This window comes from Vibrio sp. Isolate32, assembly GCF_022397955.1.
GTDB lineage: Bacteria > Pseudomonadota > Gammaproteobacteria > Enterobacterales > Vibrionaceae > Vibrio.
The window spans coordinates 69,822-96,043 of the sequence record NZ_JAKEUQ010000019.1; the positions used below are offsets into that span (position 1 = coordinate 69,822).

23 protein-coding genes and 3 pseudogenes are annotated in these 26,222 nt (G+C 43.4%); 20 read left to right on the forward strand and 6 right to left on the reverse strand.

The window, feature by feature from the left end; all coding sequences use genetic code 11:
- Positions 1 to 22 precede the first annotated feature (22 nt).
- A complete protein-coding gene (locus L1D11_RS14840; protein WP_239832683.1) occupies positions 23 to 1,033 on the forward strand; it encodes a DMT family transporter in 1,011 nt (336 codons plus the stop codon).
- 4 nt (positions 1,034 to 1,037) lie between these two features.
- On the opposite strand, the gene L1D11_RS14845 is transcribed toward L1D11_RS14840, so the two are convergent.
- Entirely contained in the window at positions 1,038 to 4,052 is a 3,015-nt protein-coding gene (locus L1D11_RS14845) for an HD domain-containing phosphohydrolase (RefSeq protein ID WP_239832682.1), read from the reverse strand.
- A 312-nt stretch (positions 4,053 to 4,364) separates the two neighbouring features.
- On the opposite strand from L1D11_RS14845, the gene L1D11_RS14850 reads away from it, so the two are divergent.
- From L1D11_RS14850 to L1D11_RS14865, 4 genes are all read left to right on the forward strand, one after another.
- Positions 4,365 to 5,111 carry a phosphatase gene (locus tag L1D11_RS14850; protein ID WP_239832681.1) on the forward strand — a complete coding sequence of 249 codons (747 nt, stop codon included), beginning with the start codon at positions 4,365 to 4,367 and terminating at the stop codon, positions 5,109 to 5,111.
- A gap of 145 nt (positions 5,112 to 5,256) precedes the next feature.
- Positions 5,257 to 5,652, forward strand: a complete 396-nt coding sequence (locus L1D11_RS14855; protein WP_239832680.1) for a cytochrome b562 — start codon at positions 5,257 to 5,259, stop codon at positions 5,650 to 5,652.
- A 301-nt stretch (positions 5,653 to 5,953) separates the two neighbouring features.
- Positions 5,954 to 6,304 carry a hypothetical protein gene (locus tag L1D11_RS14860; RefSeq protein ID WP_239832679.1) on the forward strand — a complete coding sequence of 117 codons (351 nt, stop codon included), beginning with the start codon at positions 5,954 to 5,956 and terminating at the stop codon, positions 6,302 to 6,304.
- 112 nt (positions 6,305 to 6,416) lie between these two features.
- Positions 6,417 to 7,940, forward strand: coding sequence for a PepSY domain-containing protein (locus tag L1D11_RS14865; protein ID WP_239833794.1), 1,524 nt, complete (start codon positions 6,417 to 6,419; stop codon positions 7,938 to 7,940).
- A gap of 110 nt (positions 7,941 to 8,050) precedes the next feature.
- Here the strand turns inward: L1D11_RS14865 and L1D11_RS14870 are convergent, their stop codons facing one another.
- The gene (locus L1D11_RS14870) at positions 8,051 to 8,434 is read right to left on the reverse strand and encodes a VOC family protein (protein WP_239833793.1); all 384 of its coding nucleotides are present in this window, start codon (positions 8,432 to 8,434) and stop codon (positions 8,051 to 8,053) included.
- Complete coding sequence (locus L1D11_RS14875; RefSeq protein WP_239833792.1) at positions 8,434 to 9,366, reverse strand: LysR family transcriptional regulator; 933 nt, start codon at positions 9,364 to 9,366, stop codon at positions 8,434 to 8,436. The genes L1D11_RS14870 and L1D11_RS14875 overlap by 1 nt, the downstream gene beginning before the upstream one ends.
- Before the next feature lie 368 nt (positions 9,367 to 9,734).
- Between L1D11_RS14875 and L1D11_RS14880 the strand changes: the two genes are divergently transcribed.
- The 3 genes and pseudogenes from L1D11_RS14880 to L1D11_RS14890 all read left to right on the forward strand — a co-directional run.
- Positions 9,735 to 10,928: a glycine C-acetyltransferase gene (locus tag L1D11_RS14880; protein WP_239833791.1), complete on the forward strand. Its 1,194-nt coding sequence runs from the start codon at positions 9,735 to 9,737 to the stop codon at positions 10,926 to 10,928.
- A gap of 107 nt (positions 10,929 to 11,035) precedes the next feature.
- Positions 11,036 to 12,067: an L-threonine 3-dehydrogenase gene (gene tdh, locus L1D11_RS14885; protein ID WP_123950475.1), complete on the forward strand. Its 1,032-nt coding sequence runs from the start codon at positions 11,036 to 11,038 to the stop codon at positions 12,065 to 12,067.
- A gap of 152 nt (positions 12,068 to 12,219) precedes the next feature.
- Positions 12,220 to 12,583, forward strand: a pseudogene (locus L1D11_RS14890) (integrase core domain-containing protein); the annotation flags it as partial.
- 122 nt (positions 12,584 to 12,705) lie between these two features.
- On the opposite strand, the gene L1D11_RS14895 reads toward L1D11_RS14890, so the two are convergent.
- Positions 12,706 to 13,020, reverse strand: coding sequence for a DUF496 family protein (locus tag L1D11_RS14895; protein WP_004742367.1), 315 nt, complete (start codon positions 13,018 to 13,020; stop codon positions 12,706 to 12,708).
- 195 nt (positions 13,021 to 13,215) lie between these two features.
- On the opposite strand from L1D11_RS14895, the gene L1D11_RS14900 reads away from it, so the two are divergent.
- The 5 genes from L1D11_RS14900 (at position 13,216) to luxQ (ending at position 18,420) form a co-directional block, all read left to right on the forward strand.
- Positions 13,216 to 13,416 carry a hypothetical protein gene (locus tag L1D11_RS14900; RefSeq protein ID WP_239833790.1) on the forward strand — a complete coding sequence of 67 codons (201 nt, stop codon included), beginning with the start codon at positions 13,216 to 13,218 and terminating at the stop codon, positions 13,414 to 13,416.
- A 64-nt stretch (positions 13,417 to 13,480) separates the two neighbouring features.
- Entirely contained in the window at positions 13,481 to 14,137 is a 657-nt protein-coding gene (locus L1D11_RS14905) for a YceH family protein (RefSeq protein WP_239833789.1), read from the forward strand.
- On the forward strand, positions 14,138 to 14,452 hold the full coding sequence (locus L1D11_RS14910; protein WP_239833788.1) for a GIY-YIG nuclease family protein: 315 nt from the start codon (positions 14,138 to 14,140) through the stop codon (positions 14,450 to 14,452).
- Positions 14,453 to 14,755: 303 nt separating this feature from the next.
- The gene (locus tag L1D11_RS14915; RefSeq protein WP_239833787.1) at positions 14,756 to 15,850 is read left to right on the forward strand and encodes an autoinducer 2-binding periplasmic protein LuxP; all 1,095 of its coding nucleotides are present in this window, start codon (positions 14,756 to 14,758) and stop codon (positions 15,848 to 15,850) included.
- Entirely contained in the window at positions 15,850 to 18,420 is a 2,571-nt protein-coding gene (gene luxQ, locus L1D11_RS14920; RefSeq protein ID WP_239833786.1) for a quorum-sensing autoinducer 2 sensor kinase/phosphatase LuxQ, read from the forward strand. Before L1D11_RS14915 ends, luxQ begins: the two co-directional genes overlap by 1 nt.
- 97 nt (positions 18,421 to 18,517) lie before the next feature.
- On the opposite strand, the pseudogene L1D11_RS14925 reads toward luxQ, so the two are convergent.
- A pseudogene (locus L1D11_RS14925) lies at positions 18,518 to 19,089 on the reverse strand (PilZ domain-containing protein); the annotation flags it as partial.
- Between the two features lie 228 nt (positions 19,090 to 19,317).
- On the opposite strand from L1D11_RS14925, the gene L1D11_RS14930 reads away from it, so the two are divergent.
- Positions 19,318 to 19,668 (forward strand): HopJ type III effector protein, encoded by a 351-nt coding sequence (locus L1D11_RS14930; protein WP_239833785.1) that lies wholly within the window; start codon positions 19,318 to 19,320, stop codon positions 19,666 to 19,668.
- A 99-nt stretch (positions 19,669 to 19,767) separates the two neighbouring features.
- Here L1D11_RS14930 and L1D11_RS14935 read toward each other — a convergent pair whose 3' ends face one another.
- Positions 19,768 to 20,076, reverse strand: a complete 309-nt coding sequence (locus L1D11_RS14935) for a DUF1289 domain-containing protein (protein WP_239833784.1) — start codon at positions 20,074 to 20,076, stop codon at positions 19,768 to 19,770.
- Positions 20,077 to 20,235: 159 nt separating this feature from the next.
- Here L1D11_RS14935 and yegD point away from each other — a divergent pair, with 159 nt between their 5' ends.
- The 6 genes and pseudogenes from yegD to L1D11_RS14965 form a co-directional block, all read left to right on the forward strand.
- Positions 20,236 to 21,600 carry a molecular chaperone gene (gene yegD / locus L1D11_RS14940; RefSeq protein WP_239833783.1) on the forward strand — a complete coding sequence of 455 codons (1,365 nt, stop codon included), beginning with the start codon at positions 20,236 to 20,238 and terminating at the stop codon, positions 21,598 to 21,600.
- 328 nt (positions 21,601 to 21,928) lie between these two features.
- The gene (locus tag L1D11_RS14945; RefSeq protein WP_239833782.1) at positions 21,929 to 22,741 is read left to right on the forward strand and encodes a hypothetical protein; all 813 of its coding nucleotides are present in this window, start codon (positions 21,929 to 21,931) and stop codon (positions 22,739 to 22,741) included.
- Positions 22,742 to 23,123: 382 nt separating this feature from the next.
- Positions 23,124 to 23,756 (forward strand): fumarylacetoacetate hydrolase family protein, encoded by a 633-nt coding sequence (locus tag L1D11_RS14950; protein ID WP_239833781.1) that lies wholly within the window; start codon positions 23,124 to 23,126, stop codon positions 23,754 to 23,756.
- A 150-nt stretch (positions 23,757 to 23,906) separates the two neighbouring features.
- Positions 23,907 to 24,539, forward strand: a complete 633-nt coding sequence (locus tag L1D11_RS14955) for a LysE family translocator (RefSeq protein ID WP_239833780.1) — start codon at positions 23,907 to 23,909, stop codon at positions 24,537 to 24,539.
- Between the two features lie 152 nt (positions 24,540 to 24,691).
- A pseudogene (locus tag L1D11_RS14960) lies at positions 24,692 to 24,849 on the forward strand (transposase domain-containing protein); the annotation flags it as partial.
- 91 nt (positions 24,850 to 24,940) lie between these two features.
- A partial coding sequence (locus tag L1D11_RS14965; protein WP_239862605.1) for an IS4 family transposase occupies positions 24,941 to 26,222 on the forward strand: 1,282 nt, incomplete at its 3' end.

Below are 26,222 nucleotides of genomic sequence, written 5' to 3' on the forward strand. Positions count from 1 at the left end.
GACAGCATAGGAGGTGATAATTATGTCTGATATTACCAAGGCGACGACTTTCATGTTGTTGTCTACATTCAGTTTGTCTTTAAGCGGTTTAGTGGCGAAGTATCTATCGGAAGCGATGCCTATTTCATTACTAAGCTTCGTGCGCTTTTTCTTACCTAGCTTGCTCTTATTCTTTTTTCTTATCTTTTCTAAAATCAGCAGGCCGACAGGAAATATGTGGAAGCCATTGGTCATGCGCGCGATATTCATGGTGGCATGTCAGTGGTGTTTTCTTACGTCGTTACAAACTTTAACGCTGGTGGAAGGTGTGGTGCTGTTTAGTACTGGGCCGCTATTCATTCCTTTGTTAGAAAAATTAATGTTTGGGACCAAGATTCATACAACAACCATATTTTGTTTAGCGATAACCTTTGTCGGCGTTGTGATGATGGCAGGAGATTGGTCGCAGTTTAAATTTGGCTCTGAGTTCTTGAGACCTGAATTACTGCTTGGTTTATTGGCTGGAGTATTCAACTCAGCGTCACAAGTGAGTTTGTATCGCGCTTCTAAAACCAGTCTCACACCTGCAGAGCTCAACGCTTGGACATTCTTGGTTGCGGCAATACTCGTTATCCCAATGTTGGTATTCACCTCAATACAAGGCGCTTCTGGAGTGCAAGCAGACTCAAGTATTCTTAATACTTTAAAGACGGTTGACCAAATCGGCTGGATTGGAATAGGTGCATTTGGATTGGCGCTATGTACTGTTAATACACAGATCTTCCGTTCAAAGGCTTACAAGCTTGCAGAAAGCGGCTCTCAACTGGCTCCGTTAATTTTCACCAACATGTTGTTTAGTGCACTGTGGCAAGGTGTGTTCTTTGATGATGTATTTTCTACTCAGCAGTTGGTCGGTATTAATCTGATTGTCGCTGCGAGCATCACAAACACCTTGTTAGCGAAAAAGCACAGTAAAACTGGGCAAGCAACCAAGCCGACGAGCAGTTCCAAAGAGAGCTCGATGTTGGGTTTACAGCCAATAGTTAAGCGCTAACCGTTTAAAAGAGTGAGCGTATGTACTCTTTTACTTTGTCGATGTGTTGAGTTTCATCAACCTCGCATCGTTGGTTTATTTCAAGGAACTGTTCGGCGTATTTGTCGTAGATCTTGTTTTCTAGAAACAGTAAATAGAGTTTGGGATCGATATGACCGCTAGTGGCCATGTCGGTCATAATGTTGAGCGATTCACTGAGTATCTTTCCTTTTTTATACGGACGATCGCTCGAAGTCAGCGCTTCAAATACGTCAGCAATTGCCATGGCTCTCGACGGTAGAGGTAATTGGTCTTCGCTCAACCCTCGTGGGTAGCCCTTGCCATCGATACGTTCATGATGCCCACTGGCAATTTCGGGAATATTTTGTAGGTAAGGTGGGTAAGGGAGTTTGTTTAACATAGTGAAGGTCTGAATGATGTGGTCACTGTTCATGAAGCGTTCTTCTTCGTTGAGAGTGCCACGATTGACCTTCAAATTGTGCAGTTCGCCTTGATTATATTTAACCTCTCCTGGCTTAAGAACGAACTCTTCTTGCCACAATTCTGATGGGTTGAAGCCGTTATCCCATGGAATCGTGTGCTTTGGCTTGTCCGCAAGCAGTGGCTCCATCACCGGTAATGTCTGTTCATCGTTATTCGACTTAGCATTGGCAGATTCTGTCGATTTTTGCCACGTGTTGTACCTCTCTTTTTCAGCCCAAGATATTCCAAGCTGATCGTCTAACGTTCGTTTCCATTGACGCTTGGCTATTTGGTCTAATCGTTCTAGCTGTTCTTGTGTCATTGATTCACCGCCAAGGTTGCACTGCGCAACAAAGGTAAACTCTTCATCGAGAGTTGATAGGGTTTGATCGAGGATCTGTAGTTGCTCTTCCTGAAGTTCACCATTCGCCATGGCTTTCCAGTAGTTGGTTTCAGCTTGTTGTTTGAGTAACTCAAATCGCATACGAACTTCGTGGATTCGGTCGTAAATGGTCTCGAGTTTGGTTGCTTTGTCTACTACATAATCTGGTGTGGTGACTTTTCCGCAGTCATGTAACCACGCGGCTAACATCAACTCCTCCCACTGTTTGTTGTCCAGAGAGAACTGAGGGTAATAACGGTCGTCATCGATAGTCGCTTGGGTTAACCATTTGGTCAGTTCGGGTACTCGTTGGCAGTGACCGCCAGTGTATGGGGATTTGGTATCAATCGCAGATGCTATTAACTCGATAAAGGCATTGAGCATGTCTTTTTGCTGTTGCATTTGGTCAATGTTGTCCTTGGCTATTTCCGCAAAGCTTAACAACTCTCGTAAAAAGGCATGTTTATCGGCCTGAGCTTTGGTAATGGGTCTTTCATAGCCAATCGCCACAATACCAACCAACAGCTTTTCACGGTTCAACAATGGGAACAGGTACAGGTCTGAATTGAAGATTGAGTCTTGATAATAGTTGAGCACATTGTCTTCTCGATTTAAGTGGATGGTCTCTCCTGATTTAAGTTTGCACAGTAACCAAGGTGTGTGTTTGATGAAGTCATTGATGTCGGCTTTAAAGGGAATGATCGCTAGGTTGGCCGCAGTATCAAACACGTCTTTCTCTTCTGATTGTGTAAACAGCACAATGGTTTCGGCCTTGGTTATCAGATAGCTTTGATGAGCAATGTTCTTGGCAAGTATTGAGAACTCCTGATTTCCTGCCGTGTCTCTAAGTAAGTTGATGAGGTCATGAAGCGTGTGTTCCATCAACTCAATGGAGTGGGCGAGGTTCGCGACCTCTTTAATCATGCTCTTTGGATAGTGGGTACGACGGAAATCAAAGCGTGCGATGTTATCGGTAAGCTGCATCAAGGCATTGAGTGGCTGGGACAGGCGATTAGCCACTAGCCACACGATACCAAAGCAGATAAACAACATCCCAATCGCGACGGCGACCTGTTTGTCACGCATCGAAATGAGATCGGAAAGTAGCTCATTGTGTGGTGTTGCTTCTGCCAAATAGAGGGTTACGTTTGGGGTGAGCTCAACCGGAGTTAAGGTCAGTGCCCATGTGTTCAGGTTGTACTCTACGTTTTTTAGCTCGAGATTAAATTTCTGTTCATCTGAGATTAGTGAGCCCAAAACAGATGCTTTTAACGCTTCCATTTGATCTCGTTTAGGGATGTTGAAGAAGGTTTGTTCTTGCTCACTGCCAGAGGGCTTACCTGTGCGTTGCCCATTGCCAGTGTTGGCATTGTTAGCCTCGAGTGTGAGGTTCGAAGTAGTTAAATTAAGTTGATGCTGACCAAGAAGGTTAAAGTGTTGATCGAATAGAGCGAGTCTGGTTTGTGGAGAATAGGCCAGCTCACTGATCTGAGAAGAGAGTGAACTCAGCGTGAAGTCAGCACCCACCACATGCTTGCCATCGGCTGAACGTCTAGAAAGCGTTATGCCATTGGTTTTCAGGAAATAAAAAAGATAGGGCTCGGATAGATGTATTGATCCATCGGGCTTTGCATTGCGATACCAAGTACGAGTCGTTGGGTTGAATTTACTCTCGCTTTGAACTGTGCTGATTACCTGATGTGCGCCATCGAGGAAAGTTATAAAGTTCTCGCCATCCAAATTGGTGCTGCTGACCATCATGGTCGCTTTGGCAGGGGCATTGTTTTCGGCTCTTTGTTTATTAGTGCTTAAGGGGCGAAAGATTCTGAAGTCGCCATCTTCCGAACCATAGAAGAGCGCGACCAAATTGGTATTCTGTTTGAAGATGATATCAACCGACGCTAGCCAAGACTCCTTTTCGATAGAAACACTTTGCTGATTAACAAAAGGGCTCACCGCCATCACATTCAATGTGGTGATAACCGGGGCTATCGCTTGTTTGAACACCGACTCTAGCTTGTCACGGTGCTCATTACTTACCTCGCGAACGGTTCCTAATAGCAACTCTTGAGAATGCCGATAGCTTATTGATATCAAAACTGCACCGACAAACGTTGTCAAAATCAGGAAAAGGCTAGTGATGTGGATACTCAGCGGATAACGTCTTCGTCTCATCTAACACTCCAGCGTGTGAACTGGTTTAAGTATTGACGAACTTGGGTAGGTTGCAAAAAATTGGCCCAATTACCAGGCTAGCCTGTCGCTATGATAATGAAGCCGACCGATAGAAGATTGGGTGAAGGTAGAGGTGACAGCCTGCCCTGTAGCAACCGGGCAATTAGTTATAAGAAAGCGTTAGGTTAAGGTGCTAATTGTCACTTTGTGCTGATAAACTGGCTCTATTGATACCATAAGGCACTCAATTCCAAGCAGAGGCTTTAGGTTTATTTTCTGAAAAGTTTAGATAGCAAGAGAGGGCATTGATATATGGAATTAAAGGTAGACACTCACACCCATACATACGCCAGTGGCCATGCCTACAGCACATTGATTGAAAATGCTAAATCGGCAAAACAAAACGGCCTTGCTATGTTCTGTACCACTGACCATTCAGAATCAATGCCGGGCGCGCCACACTACTGGTTCTTTAGCAATCAGCGTGTACTTCCTCGTTTTATCGAAGGCGTTGCGATTATTCGCGGCGTTGAATCAAACATTATGAACACTCAGGGTGAAATCGATATTCACCCAAGTGTTGATAAGAACCTAGATTGGGTGATTGCTAGCTTTCATGAACCTGTATTCCGCCCGTCAGACTCTGCAGATCATACTGAGGCTCTCTTGAATGTTATTAAAAGTGGTCGAGTCGATGCACTTGGCCATTTGGGTAATCCTAATTTTGATTTCGACTTTGAAGCGGTCATTCAATTTGCGGTAGAACACAATGTCGCCATCGAGATAAATAACACGACACTGAAAGGCAATAGCCGCGTCGGTAGTGTCGGCCGTTGCTACGAGATCGCGAGAATAGCAAAAGCAAAAGGGGCATTTATCACATCGGGTAGCGATGCGCATTTTTGCAATGATGTTGGTGGTTTGGATCTTGTGGCTACACTACTCGATGAAGTTGGCATTGACTCGGATAAGGTGATTACTCATTCACCGCAGCAATTCTTGTCGTTTCTGGCGTTGCGTGGTCGCAATGAGATCCCAGAATACTCAGCGCTTGTTTAAGAGAATGTCGGCGGGTTTGCATTTCGACACAATCAATTTTTGTGCCTGACGGATTTTTGTATACACTAGCCGGAAAATAATAAAGTCGAAGCGCTGCAATAATGATGGCGCTATCTTCAAAGTCACAGTTTCACTTGGAGAAACAATGAAAACTCGCTCAATCCTTTTATCTGGCCTAATCGCTGCAGCAGTAATGTCTGGCAACGCATTTGCTAACGTTGACCTTAAGAAAAACATGCAAGAAATGAAGCTTGCATTCAAACAAGCGGCAGAAGCTCAAAGCATTGAAGAGATGCAAAAACCTATCGTTCGTTTAGATACATTAGTGGCAGAACTAAAAACGGGTGTGTACCCAGTAGAGAAAGAAGAAAACTTCATGGAAGGCTTCAAGAAGATCAGTCTATCGATCGATAGCATTGAACATAAGCTAGACCAAGGCGATTTCGAAGCAGCAAAACAAGAGCTGCGTGCGATTGATGGCCTTCGTGAAGAGTACCATGAGAAGCGTAACCCAAGTATCTGGAGCAAGATTTTCGGTTAATGGGTTAATCAAGAGCGTTTGCTTGCTTAGCTGTTAATAAAGCGCAGACCTCCGGATTCAACGTCTAAAACGCCGCCTATATTTACCTTTATTGGAAAATATAGGCGGCGTTTTTTATTGTTGGCTTTCTAGCCGGGAGCTGCACGTACATGAATAATATGGGTTATGTTCAATTCGCGTAACCAGTTTTTAACTAAAAAGAGTGTGCGTTGGCTTCAACTTATTAACCTGATGTTAATCTTTACATTTACCTATATAACAAGTGCCTCATAATAAGGGAAATCTATAAAGACTTGGAATAATGCGCCGAACCTCGTTCAACTTCTCCATGTTACTTGCAACAGCATTAAGCTGGGCGCTAGTGACATTAATGCCTGTTATCAATGCTCATGGTAATAGTGCGGGAGTATGGGCGTCGCTATGTACGGTCAATGGCTTTGAGTTGGTTCAAATCGAAGAAGGCGAACCCAATACTCATAAAGGAAAGCCGTGTCCGTTTAACCATTTTTCCACATTTCACCAAGATGAACTTCCCACTACACTACTCACAACTCGACTGAGTTTTATTGTCTCAGACAGCTACGCTTTTTTGGCTCTAAGCGAACGCTATTCGAGACAAGCCCCCCGTGGCCCTCCCTTTGTTACTGCTTAAACCTCACTCATTAAAATAATTAAAAAAATATAGTATTAAGTAAAGTTAAACATGCCTTAGTGACTTTCTGATTTTTCAGAAGGTTCGTTTGCGCATGTCAAAGGAAATAATAATGTTGAGAAATGAATCTCAAACTCCTGTGAAGGTACAAGCAACTTCGCAGTCTACAAGTAGTGCGAAAATCAATATTAAAAGCAAAGAGCGCAATAAAACCCTCTACTTTCTCACCTGGCGCTGGCATTTTTATGCTGGGTTGTTCGTTATCCCATTTATGCTGATGCTAAGTATTACTGGTTTAGTGATGTTGTTTGACGATGAGATCGCACTGGCTTTTCATCAAGAAGCGATTGAAATTACAGTATCCGGTGAGCCGATCAAGGTTTCGCAGCAGTTAGCTGCAGTCCAAAATCAATATCCACAAGGTTCGGTGACACAGTTTGTACCAAGCAAAGCGCCTGATTTGGCAAACCGATTTTCAGTCTCTCTGGAAGATGGCACATCTGTTTTCGCAACTGTGAATCAATACACGGGTGAAGTTGTCGGTGAAGTACCACGCAGTGACAGCCTGTACCAGTTGGTAAACGACATCCACGGCACGTTATTGATTGGCGATTGGGGTGATTATCTGATTGAAGTCGCGATCAGCTTGTCGATTCTGTTGCTTATCAGTGGCATTTACCTATGGTTGCCAAGAGACAATGCGAGCCGTGCAGGCTTTCTTAAGTTGAGAGTGTCATCTGGCCAACGCGTACTGATGCGAGACTTGCATGCGAACATAGGTGGCACGTTATCTCTTATTCTGCTGCTGTTTATCCTTTCAGGACTGGCGTGGACAGGTTTTTTGGGGGGGAAGCTTGTTCAAGCATGGAGCACTTTCCCGGCTCAAATGTGGGACGATATTCCATTGTCAGATAAGACGCACGCATCGCTTAATCATGGCTCAGAAGAAGAGCTTCCATGGAACCTAGAACAGACACCGCTGCCGTTGTCTCAAGATAAGCCAGCTGAACACGTCCACCATGTAGAAGAGGCGTCTGAACCTCATGATCACTCTAAGATGGGAGAAGACCACTCTAAACATGTCATTGCGGCGAGCAGTTTCGCAATTGATGATGTTATTGAGAAAGCACGATCTCTTGGTTTCACGCATTACAAGGTGAATTTCCCTCGTTCAGAAACGAGTGTTTACACGGTGACAGCGAATACCATGGGTGGTGATATTATCGATCCAACCCAAGATCGTACCACGCACCTAGATCAATACTCAGGTCGTATCCTTGGTGAAGTGACCTGGCAAGATTACAACGTCATCGCCAAGACATTAGCGGTCGGTATCTCTTTGCACCAGGGTGATATTAGTATCATCAACAAGCTTTTAAACGCCTTGTTCTGCTTGGCGTTTATCGTAGTGTCAGTAACTGGTGGTGTGATGTGGTGGATGCGTAGACCATCAGGTCAACGTAAGCTTGGCGCGCCACCAAAGTTTGGTGATGCTGGCCTATGGAAGGCTGGTTTGGTGAGTGTTGTGGTTATTTCAGTGCTATTTCCTCTCGCGGGAGCAACGATTGTTACAGCTATGATATTGGATTGGCTGCTGTTCTCACGTGTTGATAAGTTCAAAGCGGCGTTGAGCTAATTGAATAAAAAACGGACCTTCTTGGCTTGAGAAGGTCCGTTTTTTATTCTGGTGGGAAGTTGATTGAACAGGAAAATTTAGACTTGATACACCCTATATTTGATAAAGCTCTATATTTCATAAAGCTCTAGCGGCAGGCCGTCTGGGTCTGCGAAAAACGTGAATGACTTCCCTGTAAACTCATCCACTCGAATCGGTTCGACGTCGATTCCTTGTCCTTCTAAATAGCTTTTTACTTGTTGAACGTCCTCAACACAAAAGGCTAAATGTCTCAATCCTTGAGCTTCAGGAAAGCTCGGCCTTTCAGGTGCATCAGGGAAGCTAAACAACTCTATTTGAGCACCATTAGGTAATGCCAGATCAAGTTTGTAAGACTGGCGCGCTTCTCGATAATTCTCTGCAATTACTTCCAGCTGTAAAACCTCAGTGTAAAAGCGTTTCGATAGTTCGTAATTGGAACAGATGATTGCCGCGTGGTGGATTCCTTTTAGCATCAGTTTATTTCCCCTGCTAACTTGTCACCCAAGTGTTCCATCGCGTAGTCAATGAACACGCGAAGGCGGGCGGGCATGTATTTGGTTTGTGCGAACTGCATCGCGATGGCGCCGTGATAGTTACTCTTGATGGTCCAGTCATTCAATACTTGAACAACACTGCCTTCTGCTAACGCATCTTGAATCACGAAGTCATGGAAGATGCCAATCCCCAGACCTTCTTTCACGCCTTTAAGTCGCATTTGAGAGTGGTTCACTGCGTATCGACCACTGACGGAGACGGTGTGAAACTCATCATCTTTGAGAAAGTCCCAAATGTGGTCTTTGTCTGTTTCTGCTAGGTACAGACAATCGTGCTGGCTCAGGTCGGTTGGGTGGGAAGGTGTCCCTTTGTAACCCAAATAATCAGGGCTCGCGCATAGTACTAAGTTGGTTTTACCTAGTTCTTTTAGTACTAAGCTCTCATCGGGCTTATCGGTGAGTCGAAACGCAATATCGATGCCTTGGCGTAGTATGTCGATATCACCATCAGCAGCGCGTAACTTAAGTTGGATCTCTGGATACTGATTAAGAAATGGCACCACAAAAGGCTGGAGTACAGAGTTCAAAAACGCTTCTGGCGCGGCCACAGTGAGTGAGCCAGAAGGCTCGGTATGATCCGACGTCGATAACTCAACTGCTTGCTGTGCTGCGTTAATCATGACAACGCTCTGGTCGTAAACCAGTTGACCTGCCTGAGTGATAATAAGCGTACGAGTAGTTCGCTCAAATAGCTTTACTGACAGTGCCTTCTCTAAACGCGTAATGAGTTTACTGAGTGCAGAAGGCGTTACCCCTAATTGCTTGGCTGCCGCAGTAAAACTGCCTTCGTTTACCACTAGGATGAACGAGGCAAGATCGGGAAGTAGGGCGATGAGTTTTGGGTTTATCATAAGTATCCAGTTAGGTTAGTTTTAACGACGAACTTAATAGTGATTGTGAGCGATTTACCTTAATTTGTGAATCAATTTCATTAATTGCTTAGCGTGATTGCTCTGATAGATTGATGTGTTTGAAGCTTATCTGGCGTTAAAAAGAACAAGAGAGGGGCGTTAATGTGCCCTGTGTCACTGGGATGAACTATTATTCGTGCTTCAGGTTCATTAATGTTTTTCCAACTGGAGGGATAATCGAAAAAAGGATGTTCAACTAGAATATAGGGATTAGTTTTACAGTGTAAATGATCGTTTTAGGATCGTTTATATCCCTACATAATGCGGCGCGCGATGCTGCTGAATAATAACTAGGAAGGAATGAGACAATGTCTTCTGCATTTTACCAACAGATTCAAAATCAAATCGAAGAAGTTAAAGAAGAAGGTCTTTACAAGTCTGAGCGCATTATTACTTCTGCACAAAAAGCAGCGGTTTCTATCTCGACTGGTGAAGAAGTACTAAACTTCTGTGCAAACAACTACTTAGGTCTTGCTAACCACCCAGCTCTTATCGAAGCGGCTAAAGATGGTATGGATCAGCACGGTTTCGGTATGGCTTCCGTTCGTTTCATCTGTGGTACTCAAGATTCTCACAAAGAACTAGAGCAAAAGCTGTCTACGTTCCTAGGTAAAGAAGACACTATCCTTTACACATCTTGTTTTGATGCTAACGCTGGTTTATTCGAAACGATTCTAGGTAAAGAAGACGCAATCATTTCTGACGCACTAAACCACGCCTCAATCATTGATGGTGTTCGTCTTTGTAAAGCAATGCGCTTCCGTTACTCGAACAACAACATGGAAGAGCTAGAGCAGCAACTTATCGCAGCTAAAGAAGCGGGTGCTCGCCACACACTTATCGTAACTGACGGCGTGTTCTCTATGGACGGCGTAGTGGCTAACCTTCCTGCTATCTGTGACCTTGCAGACAAGTACGATGCACTAGTAATGGTTGATGACTCTCACGCAGTGGGCTTCATGGGCGAAAACGGCGGAGGTACTCACGAGTTCCACAACGTTGTAGACCGTATCGATATCATCACTGGTACACTTGGTAAAGCAATGGGTGGCGCTTCAGGCGGTTACACGTCTGGTAAGAAGGAAGTGATCGACTGGCTACGTCAACGCTCTCGTCCATACCTTTTCTCTAACTCTGTTGCACCTGCAATCGTATCGGCGTCTATCCGCGTTCTAGATCTTCTAGCAGAATCTGGCGACCTACGTACTCAACTATGGGATAACTCTGCTCACTTCCGTACTCGCATGGAAGAAGCTGGTTTCACAATGGGCGGTGCTGACCACGCAATCATCCCAATCATGCTTGGTGATGCAAAAGTAGCGGCTGAATTCGCAGAGCGCGCACTAGAGAAAGGCATCTACGTTGTAGGTTTCTCTTTCCCTGTCGTACCAAAAGGTCAAGCTCGTATCCGTACGCAAATGTCTGCTGCACACTCTCGTGAGCAACTAGACCGCGCAATCGATGCGTTCATCCAAGTTGGTAAAGACATGGATATCATCTAATTTTATTGCAGGTTGTTAGCGTAACTCTAATGCTGTGATGATTAGATAAGAACAATGAGATTTTGGATTCTCGCCTTACAGTTAGGTGAGATGAAATAGGTAAAATTATGAAAATTAAAGCACTTTCTAAACTTAAGCCTGAAGAAGGCATTTGGATGACCGAGGTTGAAAAGCCTGAAATGGGTCATAATGATCTTCTTATCCGTATTAAGAAAACCGCAATTTGTGGTACTGACGTACATATCTACAACTGGGATGAGTGGTCACAAAACACAATCCCAGTACCGATGGTAGTAGGTCACGAATACGTGGGTGAAGTTGTTGGCATCGGCCAAGAAGTTCGTGGTTTTGAAATCGGCGACCGTGTATCTGGCGAAGGTCACATCACATGTGGTCACTGTCGTAACTGTCGTGGCGGCCGTACTCACCTTTGTCGTAACACAACAGGTGTTGGTGTTAACCGCACTGGTGCGTTCTCTGAGTTCCTTGTGATCCCTGCGTTCAACGCATTTAAGATCCCTGCTGAAATCTCTGACGATCTAGCGTCAATCTTTGACCCGTTTGGTAACGCAGTACACACTGCACTTTCTTTCGACCTAGTAGGCGAAGACGTGCTAATTACTGGTGCTGGTCCAATCGGTATCATGGCTGCTGCAGTTGCTAAGCACGTTGGTGCTCGTCACGTTGTAATCACTGACGTAAACGAATACCGCCTAGATCTTGCTAAGAAAATGGGTGTAACGCGCGCAGTTAACGTGATGGAAGAGAAGCTGGAAGACGTAATGGCTGATCTAGGCATGACTGAAGGCTTCGATGTAGGCCTAGAAATGTCTGGCGTACCATCTGCGTTCAACAGCATGTTAACTAACATGAACCATGGCGGTAAGATCTCTCTACTAGGTATTCCACCATCAGACATGGCAGTAGATTGGAACCAAGTAATCTTCAAAGGCTTGGTTATCAAAGGTATCTACGGTCGTGAGATGTTCGAAACTTGGTACAAGATGGCTTCTTTGATTCAATCAGGCCTAGATCTAACACCAATTATCACTCACCACTTTAAGGTTGATGACTTCCAAAAAGGCTTTGACGCTATGCGTAGCGGGCTTTCAGGCAAGGTAATCCTTGATTGGGAATAGTCTAAATTAGGCTCTGATTTGCAAAAGGCGACAATGTAAATTGTCGCCTTTTTTACGTCTAAAACCGCTAAATAACGCTCTTTTACAGTGGCTGTCGCCATTAATTTTCTAAAGGATGAGGTGGACTGCCTGCATCAAATGCTCGGGAGAATCATGAGCTACCAATGTTGAGAATCTTGACAGATCGAGGTACTGAATACTGTGGCCGTGTTGAGCAACATGACTATCAACTCTATCTGGCCATCAATGATATGGACCACACAAAAACGAAAGCAATGTCACCGCAGGCAAATGGTATCTGCGAACGTTTCCACAAGACCATATTGAATGAGTTCTACCAAGTAACATTCAGAAAGAAACTGTATGGTTCGATGGAAGAGTTGCAGAAAGATCTGGACGAACTACTACAACAATCACCGTACCCATCAAGGAAAAATGTGCTGCGGCAGAACACCAATAAAAACATTAGAGGATGGGAAATCAATCTGGGCTGAAAAGAATTTAGCCCAGATATAATCTGACAGGCACCGAGTCGGAAAGTGGGTAACTGTCAGTTCAGGTCTGAATTAGTACACCTTAAGTGATAGGTGTTAATTACAATGAATAGGTTAATAAATAAGTCATTTAAACTTACAAGATTATTTCTTACCTTGGATTTGCTTGTCTTCTTCTGTTAGTTCACGAATGCGACGGCTGATGTCACGACGAGCTTTAGAGATTTCTGCGCTCTTGATGATGTGGTCATCAACACGGTCTTCGTAGTCAGCTTTCATGTTTTTGATAATGCCTAGAATTTCATCGTGAGTCATCTCTGGCTTGATGTAATCAAGTAGGTTATCAAGTAGGTCGACACGCTTACGGTTGTCACGAACTTTCTTTTCGTTGTCTAGCAGTTCACGCTTAAGTTTGTTCTTACGTCGTGCTTGGTTAACAATTTCAAATACGCTGCTCATAGATTCCTTTTCCTATTCGTCAAATACGTTATCTGGTTCTGATTAAAGCACATCAATTGATGATGTAACAGTCTTTAGATCAAAGCAAAAGTAAGGTTGTTTAATTATTCGTCACTCTCACCGATGTGTGATTGTTTTTATCTCTCCGTTCAAGTTAGTATCCCATGTAGATACTGCATTGATACGAAATGTGAAATGAATCAACAACAATTGGAAACCGAAGATTCAGGTAATAAAGCGACTGAACCTTCAGCAGAGCAAAACAAGCTTCGTGATGCGTATGTAAAAGAGCGTACTTATTTGGAAGTCGTGGAAATAGAGCTAAACCGTTCTAAGATCATAATGATTGATGAACAGGGTAGAAAGAAACGAGTACCAATTTTGTCTGAGCACTAGTCCTCGGTGACTGCATTGTTAGGTGCTGAGATGGAGTCACCAAAATAATAAAAAGGAATAAGCTATGAACACAGTACTTTCCCCAATTGAAGCGAGAATCATTGGTTGCTTGATCGAAAAAGAAGTGACAACTCCCGATCATTACCCACTTACGTTGAACAGTCTGACTACAGCCTGTAATCAGAAAAGCAACCGTGAGCCTGTTCTCTCGCTGTCTGAGTCAGAAGTATTAGATGCCGTTGATGGCTTGATTGCTCGCCGCATGGTCAGTGATGAAAGTAGTTTTAATAGTCGTGTTAATAAGTACCAGCATCGCTTCTGCAATACTGAGTTTGGTGATCTGCAATTTACAGAACAAGAGCGCGCGATCATCTGTTGCATGTTACTGCGTGGCCCACAAACACCGGGCGAATTACGTACAAGAACAGGCCGTTTAGCGAATTTCACTGATGTTAAAGAGGTGGAAGCTACGCTTGAAAAGTTAGCGACTCGTGAAGCTGGCGCCCTGGTTGTTAAACTGCCTCGTGAGGCTGGTAAGCGTGAGTCACGTTATCAGCATTTACTCAGTGGTGAAGTCGATGTTGAAGCGTTTGCGACGGCATCTGCAGGTGCTGCAGCACCGTCAGCATTAAATGAGAAATTGGAAGAGCTAGAGTCTGAAGTTGCAAGTCTAAGAGCTGAAGTAGCCGAGTTGAAAGCTCTGGTTGAATCTCTACTGTAAATGTCTGAATCTGAGAACAAGGCGGATTGGGTCGTGTACCTGATCCGCAATCGTCATAACGCTTTGTATTGTGGTGTCACCAATAATCTACAACGTCGTTTTGAACAGCACCAAACCGGCAAAGGTGCCAAAGCTCTGAGAGGAAAGGGGCCGCTTAAGTTAGTTTGGAGTATGGAGGCCCAGTCGAAAAGTGAGGCTCTGAAAACCGAATACGCGATTAAACATTTACCTAAGTTACGTAAAGAAAAGCTAGTATCACTCAAACTTATCATTGAGTGGCAAGACGACAAGATTCAATATATCGAAGTCTCATAATTCATATCTAAAATGGTTATTACTGATAAAATCGTAAGAAATAAAATCCCCGAGATTTTTATTAAGCTATTGATTTAAAATTAAAAATATAAATATGGAAGGCGTGTTTAGTCACGTGACACTAAAGTTTTTCCATTACCGCTCTCATTTGACATATCACTCATTTAGAATGTCGTTCTAACTAGCCCTATCCGCTATCATTTATTCTCGTTGTCCTACATAATATCTTTCAGCCATTCAAAGAGATGGTGTCATGCTAGGTTAAAAAATGAGCCAAAGTAGCTCATATAAAACGAGAAAAATATGAAACGTTTATTGATGTTGTTTGGACTAGCCGTATTTTCTGCGTCCGCTCTCTCCCACGGAACCCATGTCCTTAACGGGTATTGGGAGTACCAAGATTACCTTTCTAACTTTCCTGAACAAAAAGCCTTAACCGATAAAATGGTCCAGGCTGTGCAAAATCACCCCGTTCCGCTGAAACGAATCCAGGATGAACCGATAACGATTTCTGTCGTGTATCCGGGGCAACAAATCTCTGATTATTGGGTTCGTAACATCCAAGCGTTTGAAAAACGACTCGATAAGCTGAGAATTAATTATCAAATTAACCAAGTGTTTACGAGAGTGAATGCGGATCTCGCGCAGCAAAGCATCTCGTTACAAGAAGCGATAGAAAATAAAACCGATTATTTGGTCTTTACGCTGGATACGACGCGCCACCGTAAATTTATTGAGCACGTATTGAGCTCTACAGATACCAAACTCATTCTGCAGAACATCACTACGCCAGTCCGTGCGTGGGCTGGTAGACAACCATTCATGTATGTTGGTTTTGATCATGCAACGGGCAGTTTAAAATTAGCGAATTACTTCAAAGAAGTCAGCAAACCGAACAGCAAATACTCGGTACTTTATCGCTCAGAAGGTTATATTAGTGATGCCCGTGGTGATACTTTCATTCATGATGTAAACAGTGATACGAACTTTGATTTAAAATCCTCTTTCTACACAAGATCGGACAAAGAGAGCGGTTACCGATCGGCTAAAATCAGCATAGAGAACGATCAAGACCTAGACTTTATTTATGCATGTGCAACAGATGTCGCTCTAGGCGCAGCGGATGCGATTCGAGAATCGGGGCGAGATATCTTAGTTAACGGTTGGGGCGGTGGTTCTGCTGAACTCGACGCGATTGAAAGAGGTGACCTTGATGTCACTGTTATGCGTATGAACGATGACACGGGTATCGCAATGGCGGAAGCCATTAAGTGGGACCTTGCCGGGGAAGCCGTTCCTACGGTTTACTCTGGTGATTTTGAAATCGTGACTAAAGATGATTCCCCAGAACGTATTTCTGAACTCAAACAGCGAGCATTTAGATACTCAGGTCAATAATGAAGAAAAGCTACGCCAGTACACCTAGGAACACATTAGCTAAGCTTATTACGCGTATCATTATCTTAGTGATAGGCGTGATGGCACTTGGCGTTCTTATTCATAATTATGAAACCAGCAGTAACATTGTAAAGCAAGAGACTAATCGAACGGTTAAACAGACGTCGAGTCTGATTCAAAACATGTTCGATTATCGTTTGTCTGTCTTACAAATTCACCAAGACAGTAGCTCGCACAGTGATACTCTACGTGAATACTTTGCTATGGGCGACGAAGAGGTTTTGAATCACTTCTTCTTTGGCGTAGATCAGCGAGAACCCGATCATGCTCCTGATCTACGTTTTGTCTCAACACATGATGGGTTGGTGTGGGAAGATGGCAACGCTCAGTTTTATGGGTTAGACGGAAACAACCTAGAACACATTTCTGATGAGGTCTCTTTTAGCAGCAACTGGCACTTTATCCAGGTAATGACCGAGATTGGCAAGCGTCACTTGTTGGCTCGTCGAACGCCCATTGTTGATAACAAAACAGGCGAAGTTCTCGGCCAGCTTTATATTGCGATTGTACTCGACAATAACTTCTCTCTTGCAGAGTCCATACAGCAGGGCAGTAACTGTGAGAATATCGTAATTGAAGCGCATGGAACGCCGGTAACCTCGACGTTCAGTGGCGATGAGACGTATACGATAAAGGATATTCTTGAATACAAAATTTACGAACAGCTGCCTCGTCATTTCGTCACAGTGACGACAATCAAGATCAACGCCGTAGAGACTCCACTGGTTATTCGTGCGGTGCAAAAGAACACCAATGTTATCGCGTTAGAAGAAAACTACGAGCGCGCCATCATCGTTGTTGTTGTCGTGATTGTATTTATGTACTTCTTCGCTCGTACTTGGATTCAAAGAAGAGTGGCAGCGGAGCTCGATAAGTTGATGCACTTTACCCTTTCGGCAAGTGATAGCGAAGAGTTTAACAAGTTTGATGGGTCGAATATTTTCGAATTTCATCATATTGGCTGCACGCTGGAAGACACTTTTGAACGCCTGTCCGAGCAGAATCAAAAATTCCAAGATCTCTTTAACTTTGCGCATTCTCCTATTTTGGTTTGGTCTGAAAAAGGCGATTTAATCCAGATGAACCCAGCTGCACGTATGGCGCTGTTTGATGAAGATGATAATTACGGTGTCATCGCACATGAGTTCGAGCATCGCATGTTGCCAAACATTCAAATGGTGGTCCAAGGTGCTAAGCTGACAGGTATTAACGTACCGATTGGAGAGAAGGTGTTTCGTTGGAATATGTCGGCTATTTGTGTTGAACATGGTATCACAGGCGTAGTAGTACAAGGACAAGACATTACTAAGTTGGTGGAAGCTGAAAGGCAAGCTGATAGAGCGAGAGAAGAAGCAGAACACCTTGCAAACGTTCGAGCTGATTTCTTGGCGAAGATGAGTCACGAGATCCGAACACCACTCAACGGCATTTTGGGCGTGTCTCAACTCCTCAAACGCTCTATGCGCAATGAAGATAACAAAGAGCAGGTTGATGTACTTTGTAACAGTGCAGAGCATCTGCTAGCGGTATTGAACGATATCTTGGATTTCTCAAAGATCGAGCAAGGGCAATTCAATATTCAAAAGAAAGACTTCCGCTTGGTGGAGTTGATTAACACTCTAGACAGTATCTACCGTCCTCTTTGTGAGGATAAATCGATCACATTCACGATCGTGAATCACTTGGTTGAGGACATGGAAATCAATACTGACCAAGTGCGCTTGAATCAAATTATGTTTAATTTGTTGAGCAATGCACTGAAGTTTACTCACCAAGGTGGCATCTCTGTTAGTTTTGAGCTTGAAAGTATTTTCAATACCAACAAAGCCAGTTTGATCGTACGAGTGCAAGATACCGGTATTGGTATTGACGAGAGTAAAATTGATGCGGTTTTTGAACCCTTTGTCCAAGCCGAAGAGACGACAACTCGTGAGTACGGCGGGACTGGATTAGGTTTGACGATCGTCAAAAATTTAGTTGAGATGCTCGAAGGAGATATTCAAGTTCGCAGTGCGAAAGATCAAGGCTCGGAGTTCATCATAGAAATCCCAGTAGAGTTAAATTCTAAGCCGTTACTTGATGTTACACAGCAGGCAGGAGGTGAACCTAAGGCTTTGTTTGACCGTGCTTTGAATGTACTGCTGGTGGAAGATAATCACACTAACGCTTTTATCGCGCAGGCTTTTTGTAAGAAGTATGGCATGGTAGTCACGTGGGCTAAGGATGGTTTAGAGGCGATAGAGATGGCAAAAACGACCACTTATGACCTCATCCTTATGGATAATCAACTTCCGAACCTAGGTGGTGTTGAGACGACTCAACAGCTTCGAGAAGAGATTGGCGTATCTGCACCAATTTATGCGTGTACTGCCGATGCTCAGGAGTCTACAAGAGACAACTTTATGGCCGCTGGTGCAAACTATGTGATTGTTAAGCCGATCAAAGAAGAATCATTGCAACAAGCTTTTGTTCATTTCAAGAATTCATATTGGGAGGAAAACAGATTCTAGTTTTCTTTAACCCTTTGAACGTATGGGAGTGTGATATCAAATGGTGTCGAGTACTGCATTCTGAGCATTTGCGAACAACTATACAAAGCAAGCAACGAAAGCTTGCTTTGTATAGTAGTGTTTTAAGCTCGTCACTCATGTGCAGGTGTTTAGGGAACTGAATACCTAGCAGCCAGCCTTACCCTTGTCTTTTTTTACCCACCACTTTTTAAATTAACTCGTTATCCAAATGTTCACTTAAGACTGAGTTAACTTTTATCTTCCAGCCGACATCAATATCGGATTGCTGCGAGATCTAGACTCCATAACCTGAAACTGAGAAATCAACCTTTGTGGCGTCTAGCGTCAAGGTATCAAAGTTGAGACGCACTTTGTATCTTTCGTGTTCGCGGATTGGTTTTGTTGCAAAGCTCGTTGGCTGGCGAAGAAACAAGAGATGCGCAGGGGAGGTGATATGAGCCAGTACATTCGTTTTGAATGCGACGATGTGCCCAAGTTCTGTGTCTGTAATCGCTCGAACGATAATATCAACGTTGATGAGTTTTCTTAACGTCAGTGCCTCAGTCGCTTTTTTTGTGACAATTCCAAGATAAGGTACTGCTCTTCTTTGTGCCAAATATATAGAGTACTAACCTGAATTGAGTCATCGGGTCCAAACTCCAACACGCCCTAAACCGTTCTAAGTTTTTATTTTTACGCATGTTATTCAAAGGAAAATGTTAACCATTTGTTGAAATAATATAACGTCCCAATAGAACTGTTTCATTACTTTCATTAAGGATATAAAGATATCTGAGTGAAAAACGTGGAAATGGTTTGTAACTCAAACAGCGGCTTACTCTGAAGAAAAAACGCGTTACACTGCTACCCATAATCTACTTAAAGGAGAAAGAGTAAATGGAACTAGAAACCTTGTTAAACACCCTGTCTGAATCACCTGAGAGTGTTCAATTTGAAGATACAATGCAGGTAATTGAATCTCATTATGATTTTTCTGAGTGTGAATTTCGTAATGGAGATGTGGTGAATGAGGCTGGGCAGAACAACGGTTCATACAAAATTTTTGCTTTTGGTTTAGATCAAGGCCTATCACCAGAGCAAACACTTGCTTGTTTTGGTCAATTTTATCGTAACGACGTGTTATGCTTTCCAGAGAACACCGACCATCAAAATATTCGTAACTTCATGGTTCATGGCTGGAACGGTATCCAGTTTTCTCAGCCTGCGCTGATTGAAAAAACGAAGTAGCTAATAATTAGGTAACGATTAGGTCGAAACTTAATGTCGTATTTAGAAGCGAGAAAACAACCTCTCGCTTTTTTTGTCTATGTTAAACAGGCTTTCAAACTACTGAATAGGTAAAGCAGACAGGCACTTACGGCACAAACAAACATCAGCCTTTGGAATATCGCTAGTATCACGCTTTTCAAGCTCAAAACACCAACATGTCTCTTTACCCGCACCGATATCGCATTGGGCCGGCTCATTACACTGCGTACATTGGTGAGTCGAACTCGCGCCACTAAGGTTATCCATGACGGATGTTCGTTCGTTTTCAGATAAGCCTTTCCAACCTATAATCTCATCCATTGTGCGAAAGCAGCCGCTACACATTCCACCATTATTTTTGCAAGCCGCTCGGCAAGGTGTTTTCATTTATCTAACCTTTGATTCATTTGGGCTGAAATGTAGCATATTCATTTGCCTATTAAGAGTCAGCAAACCAAAAAATGACCAAGTAAAAGAAGTAAATGACCTCGTAATTTAAAGGCTTTTCATGTAGCATCTCGCCCCTTTTGTTGAGTGGGGGATATTATGTTTATTGGATTTGATTATGGAACAGCAAACTGTTCTGTGGCTGCTATGGTCAATGGAGAACCAAGCTTGTTACCGTTAGAAGGTAGCAACCACTATATTCCTTCAACCGTATTTGCTCCTACTCGTGAGAGTGTATCTGAACATCTATTTCGCCACCTGAACATTAAGCCGAGCGATGCTGTCGGTGAGCAAGTGCTACGACGTGCAATTGCCTACAACCGCGAAGAGAGTATCGACCTTGTGCCAGAAGACATGGCATTTGGTCAGGCAGCGTTAGATCTCTACTTAGAAGATCCGCGTGATGTCTATTATGTTAAGTCTCCTAAGTCTTTCCTAGGCGCAAGTGGGCTACATGACGTTCAGGTTAGCTTCTTTGAAGATCTAGTATGTGCCATGATGGCAAACATCAAGCAGCAAGCTGAGCTCACTACTCAAGAACAAATCAAACAAGCGGTTATTGGTCGACCAATTAACTTCCACGGTCGCGGTGGTGAAGAGGCAAACAGACAAGCTGAAGCTATCTTGTCTCGCGCCGCGAAGCGTGCAGGCTTCCTAGATATTGCATTTCAATTTGAACCCGTAGCTGCTGGCCTAGACTATGAAAGCACTCTGACTGAAAACCAAACGGTATTGGTTGTTGATATTGGTGGTGGTACGACCGACTGTTCTCTATTAGAAATGGGCCCGAGTTGGTCTGGGAAAGCGGATCGTAGCCAGAGCTTATTAGCGCACAGTGGTCAAAGGGTAGGGGGTAATGACTTAGATATTTACCTGGCTTTCAAACAACTGATGTCACCTTTTGGTATGAGCAGTAAAGCTATTTCCGGTATTGATATGCCATTGACCCAATTCTGGAACCCAATAGCCATCAACAATGTAGAAGCTCAAAAGAATTTTTACTCTCGAGAAAACCTTGCAGCACTGAAGTTACTTCGTAAAGAAGCTGCTGAACCACAGAAGCTAGACCGTTTACTTAAGGTTTATCACGATACTTTGGGTTACGGCATCGTACGTAGAGCTGAAGAAGCTAAGATCGCGTTGGCGGAATCTTCTGAGTATCGCGCAGCGATGAATGTTGCTTCCGAGTTGATCGAAGTCGATATCTCAGTTGAACAGATGGTCGATGCTATCGATACACTAAAATCTAAGATGATTGAGTTGGTTAAAGAGGCCATTCAACAAGGCGAAAAGAAACCAGATGTTATCTATATGACGGGTGGTTCCGCACGTTCACCTATCCTTCGAGAAGCGGTTCAGCAAGCCGTACCGAATGTGCCTATTGTGAGTGGCAACTATTTTGGTTCAGTAACGGCGGGCTTAGCTCGTTGGGCTGAGGTATGCTTCAGTAAAAATGGATCTTAGAGAATTCTACGGATATTTGTATTATTTCAATACTCACTTTGCTTTTAGAGAATCAAAATAAAAACAAGAGGAGGAAATATTAGCAATGCTATCAATTTTAAAAAATGATTGCAGTGTTTTGTACCATCGTAAAAATGATTCTCGCTGCATCCAGTAATGAGTTCTGAGTTACAAATAGTTTTAAGTATATGAACTCTTTAAGGTTGCATAGGGTTGGAGGCGATGAGTTAACGTCAACAATGATTGATGTGAAAAATAAGTAATCAAGGGTATAAAATATGCTTATGTGTTGTTTGTTGAACAAAGTTTATTCCGATATGGAGGTTCTATGTTTTTACGTACAACATTTATCATTGTTACATGTACTTTAATAGCCGCTTGCAATGACGATAATGACACTAATGCGGAAGTCGAGAGTAGTGAGGAAGTCGAGACTGTTATTTCTGACTCTTCTTGTGATTTAGAGTCAGTAAACTTGCTTGATTTTGAAGCTTGGCAAAGAGAAGAGGGATGGTGGGTTGGTGAGTATACTTTTTTAGGAAGCGATGGTAACCCTAATGTATCCTCCAGTTGGCCCTACCGTTACGATCACTACAAAGGCTTCATTCATCTAGAAGTTGTTGGGAACAGCATTAAGCAGCGAAATGTGTTCCTCTACCCTCCGAAGGACTTAACAGAATGTACTAGCGGTGCAGATGTTGTTGGTTCGGGAATTTGTGGAACGAATGGTAATGAAAAGATCTTTAGTGCCGATCAAAGTGCATCGGATTGTAATGGGGGTTTAGCTGGCTCTTACGAAGCTTATGGAATGATGGTGGACACCTCAACCACTTTGATGGGGGAAAACAGTGTTCTGTACCAAGTGTATTTGCCTGATGGAAATATCATGCAAAACCAGTTAACGACCCTCCCACCAAATGATACGAGAGTGCGTACAGCTCAAGGCTTTTTTATGGACCAGCCAACTTATGCAAGTTTCTACCGAGAAAAGAAAGTCACCAAAGAAGAATTTATGCAGCAGTTGGCAGATACGCGTGCCGATTACGCTATTCTTGAGGAAGACTTTTGTGGCTATGACTCGGGCGGCCAGCCTAGCCAAGTGACTTGTACCGAGCATTTTGGTGTTGAGATCACTGAATGATCAATTATTAATTGAGTAATACAGTTGGCCCGGCCTCAAATTATGATTCCGGGCTTTCAATGTAGTTATCTTGCTTATTTACTCTTTCATATTTAAGGGGATATATTTACATCGAATTTTAGATTTCGGTAACGTAGGTTTTCCAAGCCTTGATGTTGCATGGCAAGGCTGTAAATTGGCAAATTACAACTTTACATATCACTTCGAAGGCTTTTTTCGTTTTGAGTTGCTATTCCATAATGCAACCAACTCCCTATAAAAACCTCCCTATGAGCGCATTGAGCTAAAGATCAGAATTTAGAGATCAGTAGTCAGCTTGTGGAAGATTCTCTCTTTGGGATGAGGTAAACTCTGCATTCCAAAAATAGTTCAGGGATAAACTATGAGCAGCGTTGTAGATCAGGAACAGTTAATGAATTCGAAACGCACAGCGACACCGACGAAAGTGCTGTGTGTTGGGCGTAACTATGTCGATCATATTGAAGAGCTTAACAACGCGATCCCAGACGCTATGGTGGTGTTCAATAAGCCCAGTACTAGCGTAACTTCTTCCCTCTCTTCTTTTCATCAAGAAGCCCTTCACTATGAAGCAGAAATCTGTTTTATCGTTGAAAACGGTCAATACTCAGCGGTCGGTTTAGGGTTAGATCTGACAAAGCGCGAGCTGCAAAGTAGCTTGAAAGCGAAGGGCTTGCCTTGGGAGCGCGCTAAAGCGTTTGACGGTTCTGCCGTTCTTAGCCGCTTTGTACCTACAACAGGTTTGGATCTCGAAGACTTGAATTTAGAGCTGTTTATTAACTGTGTTCGTGTTCAGAAAGGACATGTTGAGCAGATGCTATATTCCCCACAAACAATCCTCGAAGAGCTCTCTTCTTACACGACTTTGCTAGATGGCGATGTAGTGATGACCGGCACTCCGAAAGGCGTCGGAGAAGTGCACCAAGGTGATATTTTCCTAGGTCGCCTTAAGTGTGGTGAGACAACATTGATAGAGATCGAGTGGGTCGCGAGTTAATGATTATTATCGATTTAGTTAATAGTTTGGTTTAACTTTATGATGTTGGTTTTTAATTCGACATTTTAGCTGTGATACAACTGATTACCTCTGGAAGGGTGTTGGTAATTGATATAAAATCCGCCTCCATTTTTATCAATGCTAAACCCTATGATCGATTTAACCATTCTACCTGTTTACTTGACTGCCGTCGTTGCTCTTCTTCTTTTACCTGGTCCTGATATGTTGTTGATTGCTAGCTCAAGCATGAGTTATGGTCGCAAGGTTGGTGTCTTTGCGAGCTTAGGTAACGCGACTTCAGGGATCATTCTTACTGTTTTGGCGGCGATGGGCGTATCTGCATTAATCGCAATGAGCCCTGTTGCTTTGAATGCTCTCCACTTATTAGGTGGTACATACTTGCTTAAAATGGGTTGGGACTGCTTGCGAACAGAGCAGGGCAATGCTGTTGAAGTGACTGATAATTTTGCTGCAAAGGCTTACTATCAAAGAGCGCTGATCAGTAACCTGCTTAATCCTAAAGCCTTGGTATTCTTCGTGATGTTTTTACCTCAGTTCGTGTCGACAAATATTGAGGCGACATCGGGTGAGCAGATGTTGGTGTTAGGCTTATTACTGAATGTATTAGGCTTAACGTTCAATTTCTTGCTTGTGGCATTGGTAGGCACTATCGGTAAGTCACTGGTAGAGAATGCCAAGTTTCGTACCTATCAACAGAAAGTGATGGGTGGCGTATTTGTTGTGTTAGCGGTTTGGATGCTGTCTTCTTTCTTCACTTCATAAGTACCAACAAAACGCTATTAACTAAAATCAAATGTTGAAAGAAAAATGGACGCTTAGAGCGTTAATGCCGATCAGTTAAGTAAAAATGACTGGTTGAACGATCCTCCAAGGATGTCAAAATCCGAGTGTTTCTTTAACACTCGGATTTTTTTATGTTTCTTAGACAAGCCCTAAACCAAGTCCATAACTTCTCTCCAGAACAGCTCTCAGGGTTATCAGATCTGCTGTCCCCTGAACTCATCGAGCAGTGCCTCCAAGAATCTGGGGTTGCGACTATTCGAAAGCGTAGGTTACCAATGGAAATGATGGTNTAATGCCGATCAGTTAAGTAAAAATGACTGGTTGAACGATCCTCCAAGGATGTCAAAATCCGAGTGTTTCTTTAACACTCGGATTTTTTTATGTTTCTTAGACAAGCCCTAAACCAAGTCCATAACTTCTCTCCAGAACAGCTCTCAGGGTTATCAGATCTGCTGTCCCCTGAACTCATCGAGCAGTGCCTCCAAGAATCTGGGGTTGCGACTATTCGAAAGCGTAGGTTACCAATGGAAATGATGGTTTGGAGTGTTTTAGGGATGTCCCTTTACCGTCATTTATCGATGGATAAAGTCGTCTCGCAACTTGATATTCTCCTACCAGGTAAGAAGCCATTTGTCGCACCTAGCGCTGTCATTCAGGCTCGCCAGCGACTTGGGTCCGACGTTATGGAAGCCGTGTTCAAGCACACTCAACGACTTTGGCACCACAAGACTCCCCATCCAGATTGGCATGGGTTAACACTTCATGCTGTAGATGGTGTTGTGTGGAGAACACCAGATACTAAAAGTAATGATGAGTCTTTTRGTAGAACAGGCAATAAAACAACGATATCTGACTACCCTCAAGTGAGAATGGTCTGCCATATGGAGCTGACCAGTCATATACTCAACAGCGCTTCATTCGACTCAGTATCTAAAAGTGAAGTCGACCTTACGATCCCCCTTATCGAACAATCACCCTCAAACAGCTTAACTATCTTTGACCGCGGATTTTACGCCTTGGGCTTACTGCATAAGTGGCAAACCAGTGGCGAAGAGAAACATTGGCTGATCCCATTAAGAAAAGGGGCTCAATACACAGTGATATCGAAAGTAGGTCGAGGACAAGAGCTCGTAGAGCTTAAGCTATCCCCTCAAGCTCAAAAGAAGTGGGTTGACGCCCCCAAAACTCTCCAAGCTCGCTTAATCACAAAGACGATTAAAGGAAAAGAAGTCCGACTATTAACGTCAATGATAGACACGATGAAATATCCAGGTGCTGATATCGCCGAACTTTATAGCCATCGTTGGGAGATAGAGTTGGGGTATCGTGAGATGAAGCAGTACATGCTCCAGAACCAACTTACGTTAAGAAGCAAAAAGCCAGAGTTGGTGAGTCAAGAGCTTTGGGGAATGCTGGTTGCTTACAATCTATTGCGGTTCATGATGTGTCAAATGGCCTACCACCAGAAGTCAGTGATGCCTTATCAAATCGGCTTTAAACAAGCTTCATTGTTCCTGGTTGGACAGCTTCAATTGTTACCAGCAGTTGCACCGGGACGAATCCCAGAAGTATTAAATTACATAATGGATATGTCGGAAAGCTTTGTTTTACCAGAGAGACGAGAACGAAGTTATCCAAGAGCAGTAAAAAAGAGGCCTTGTC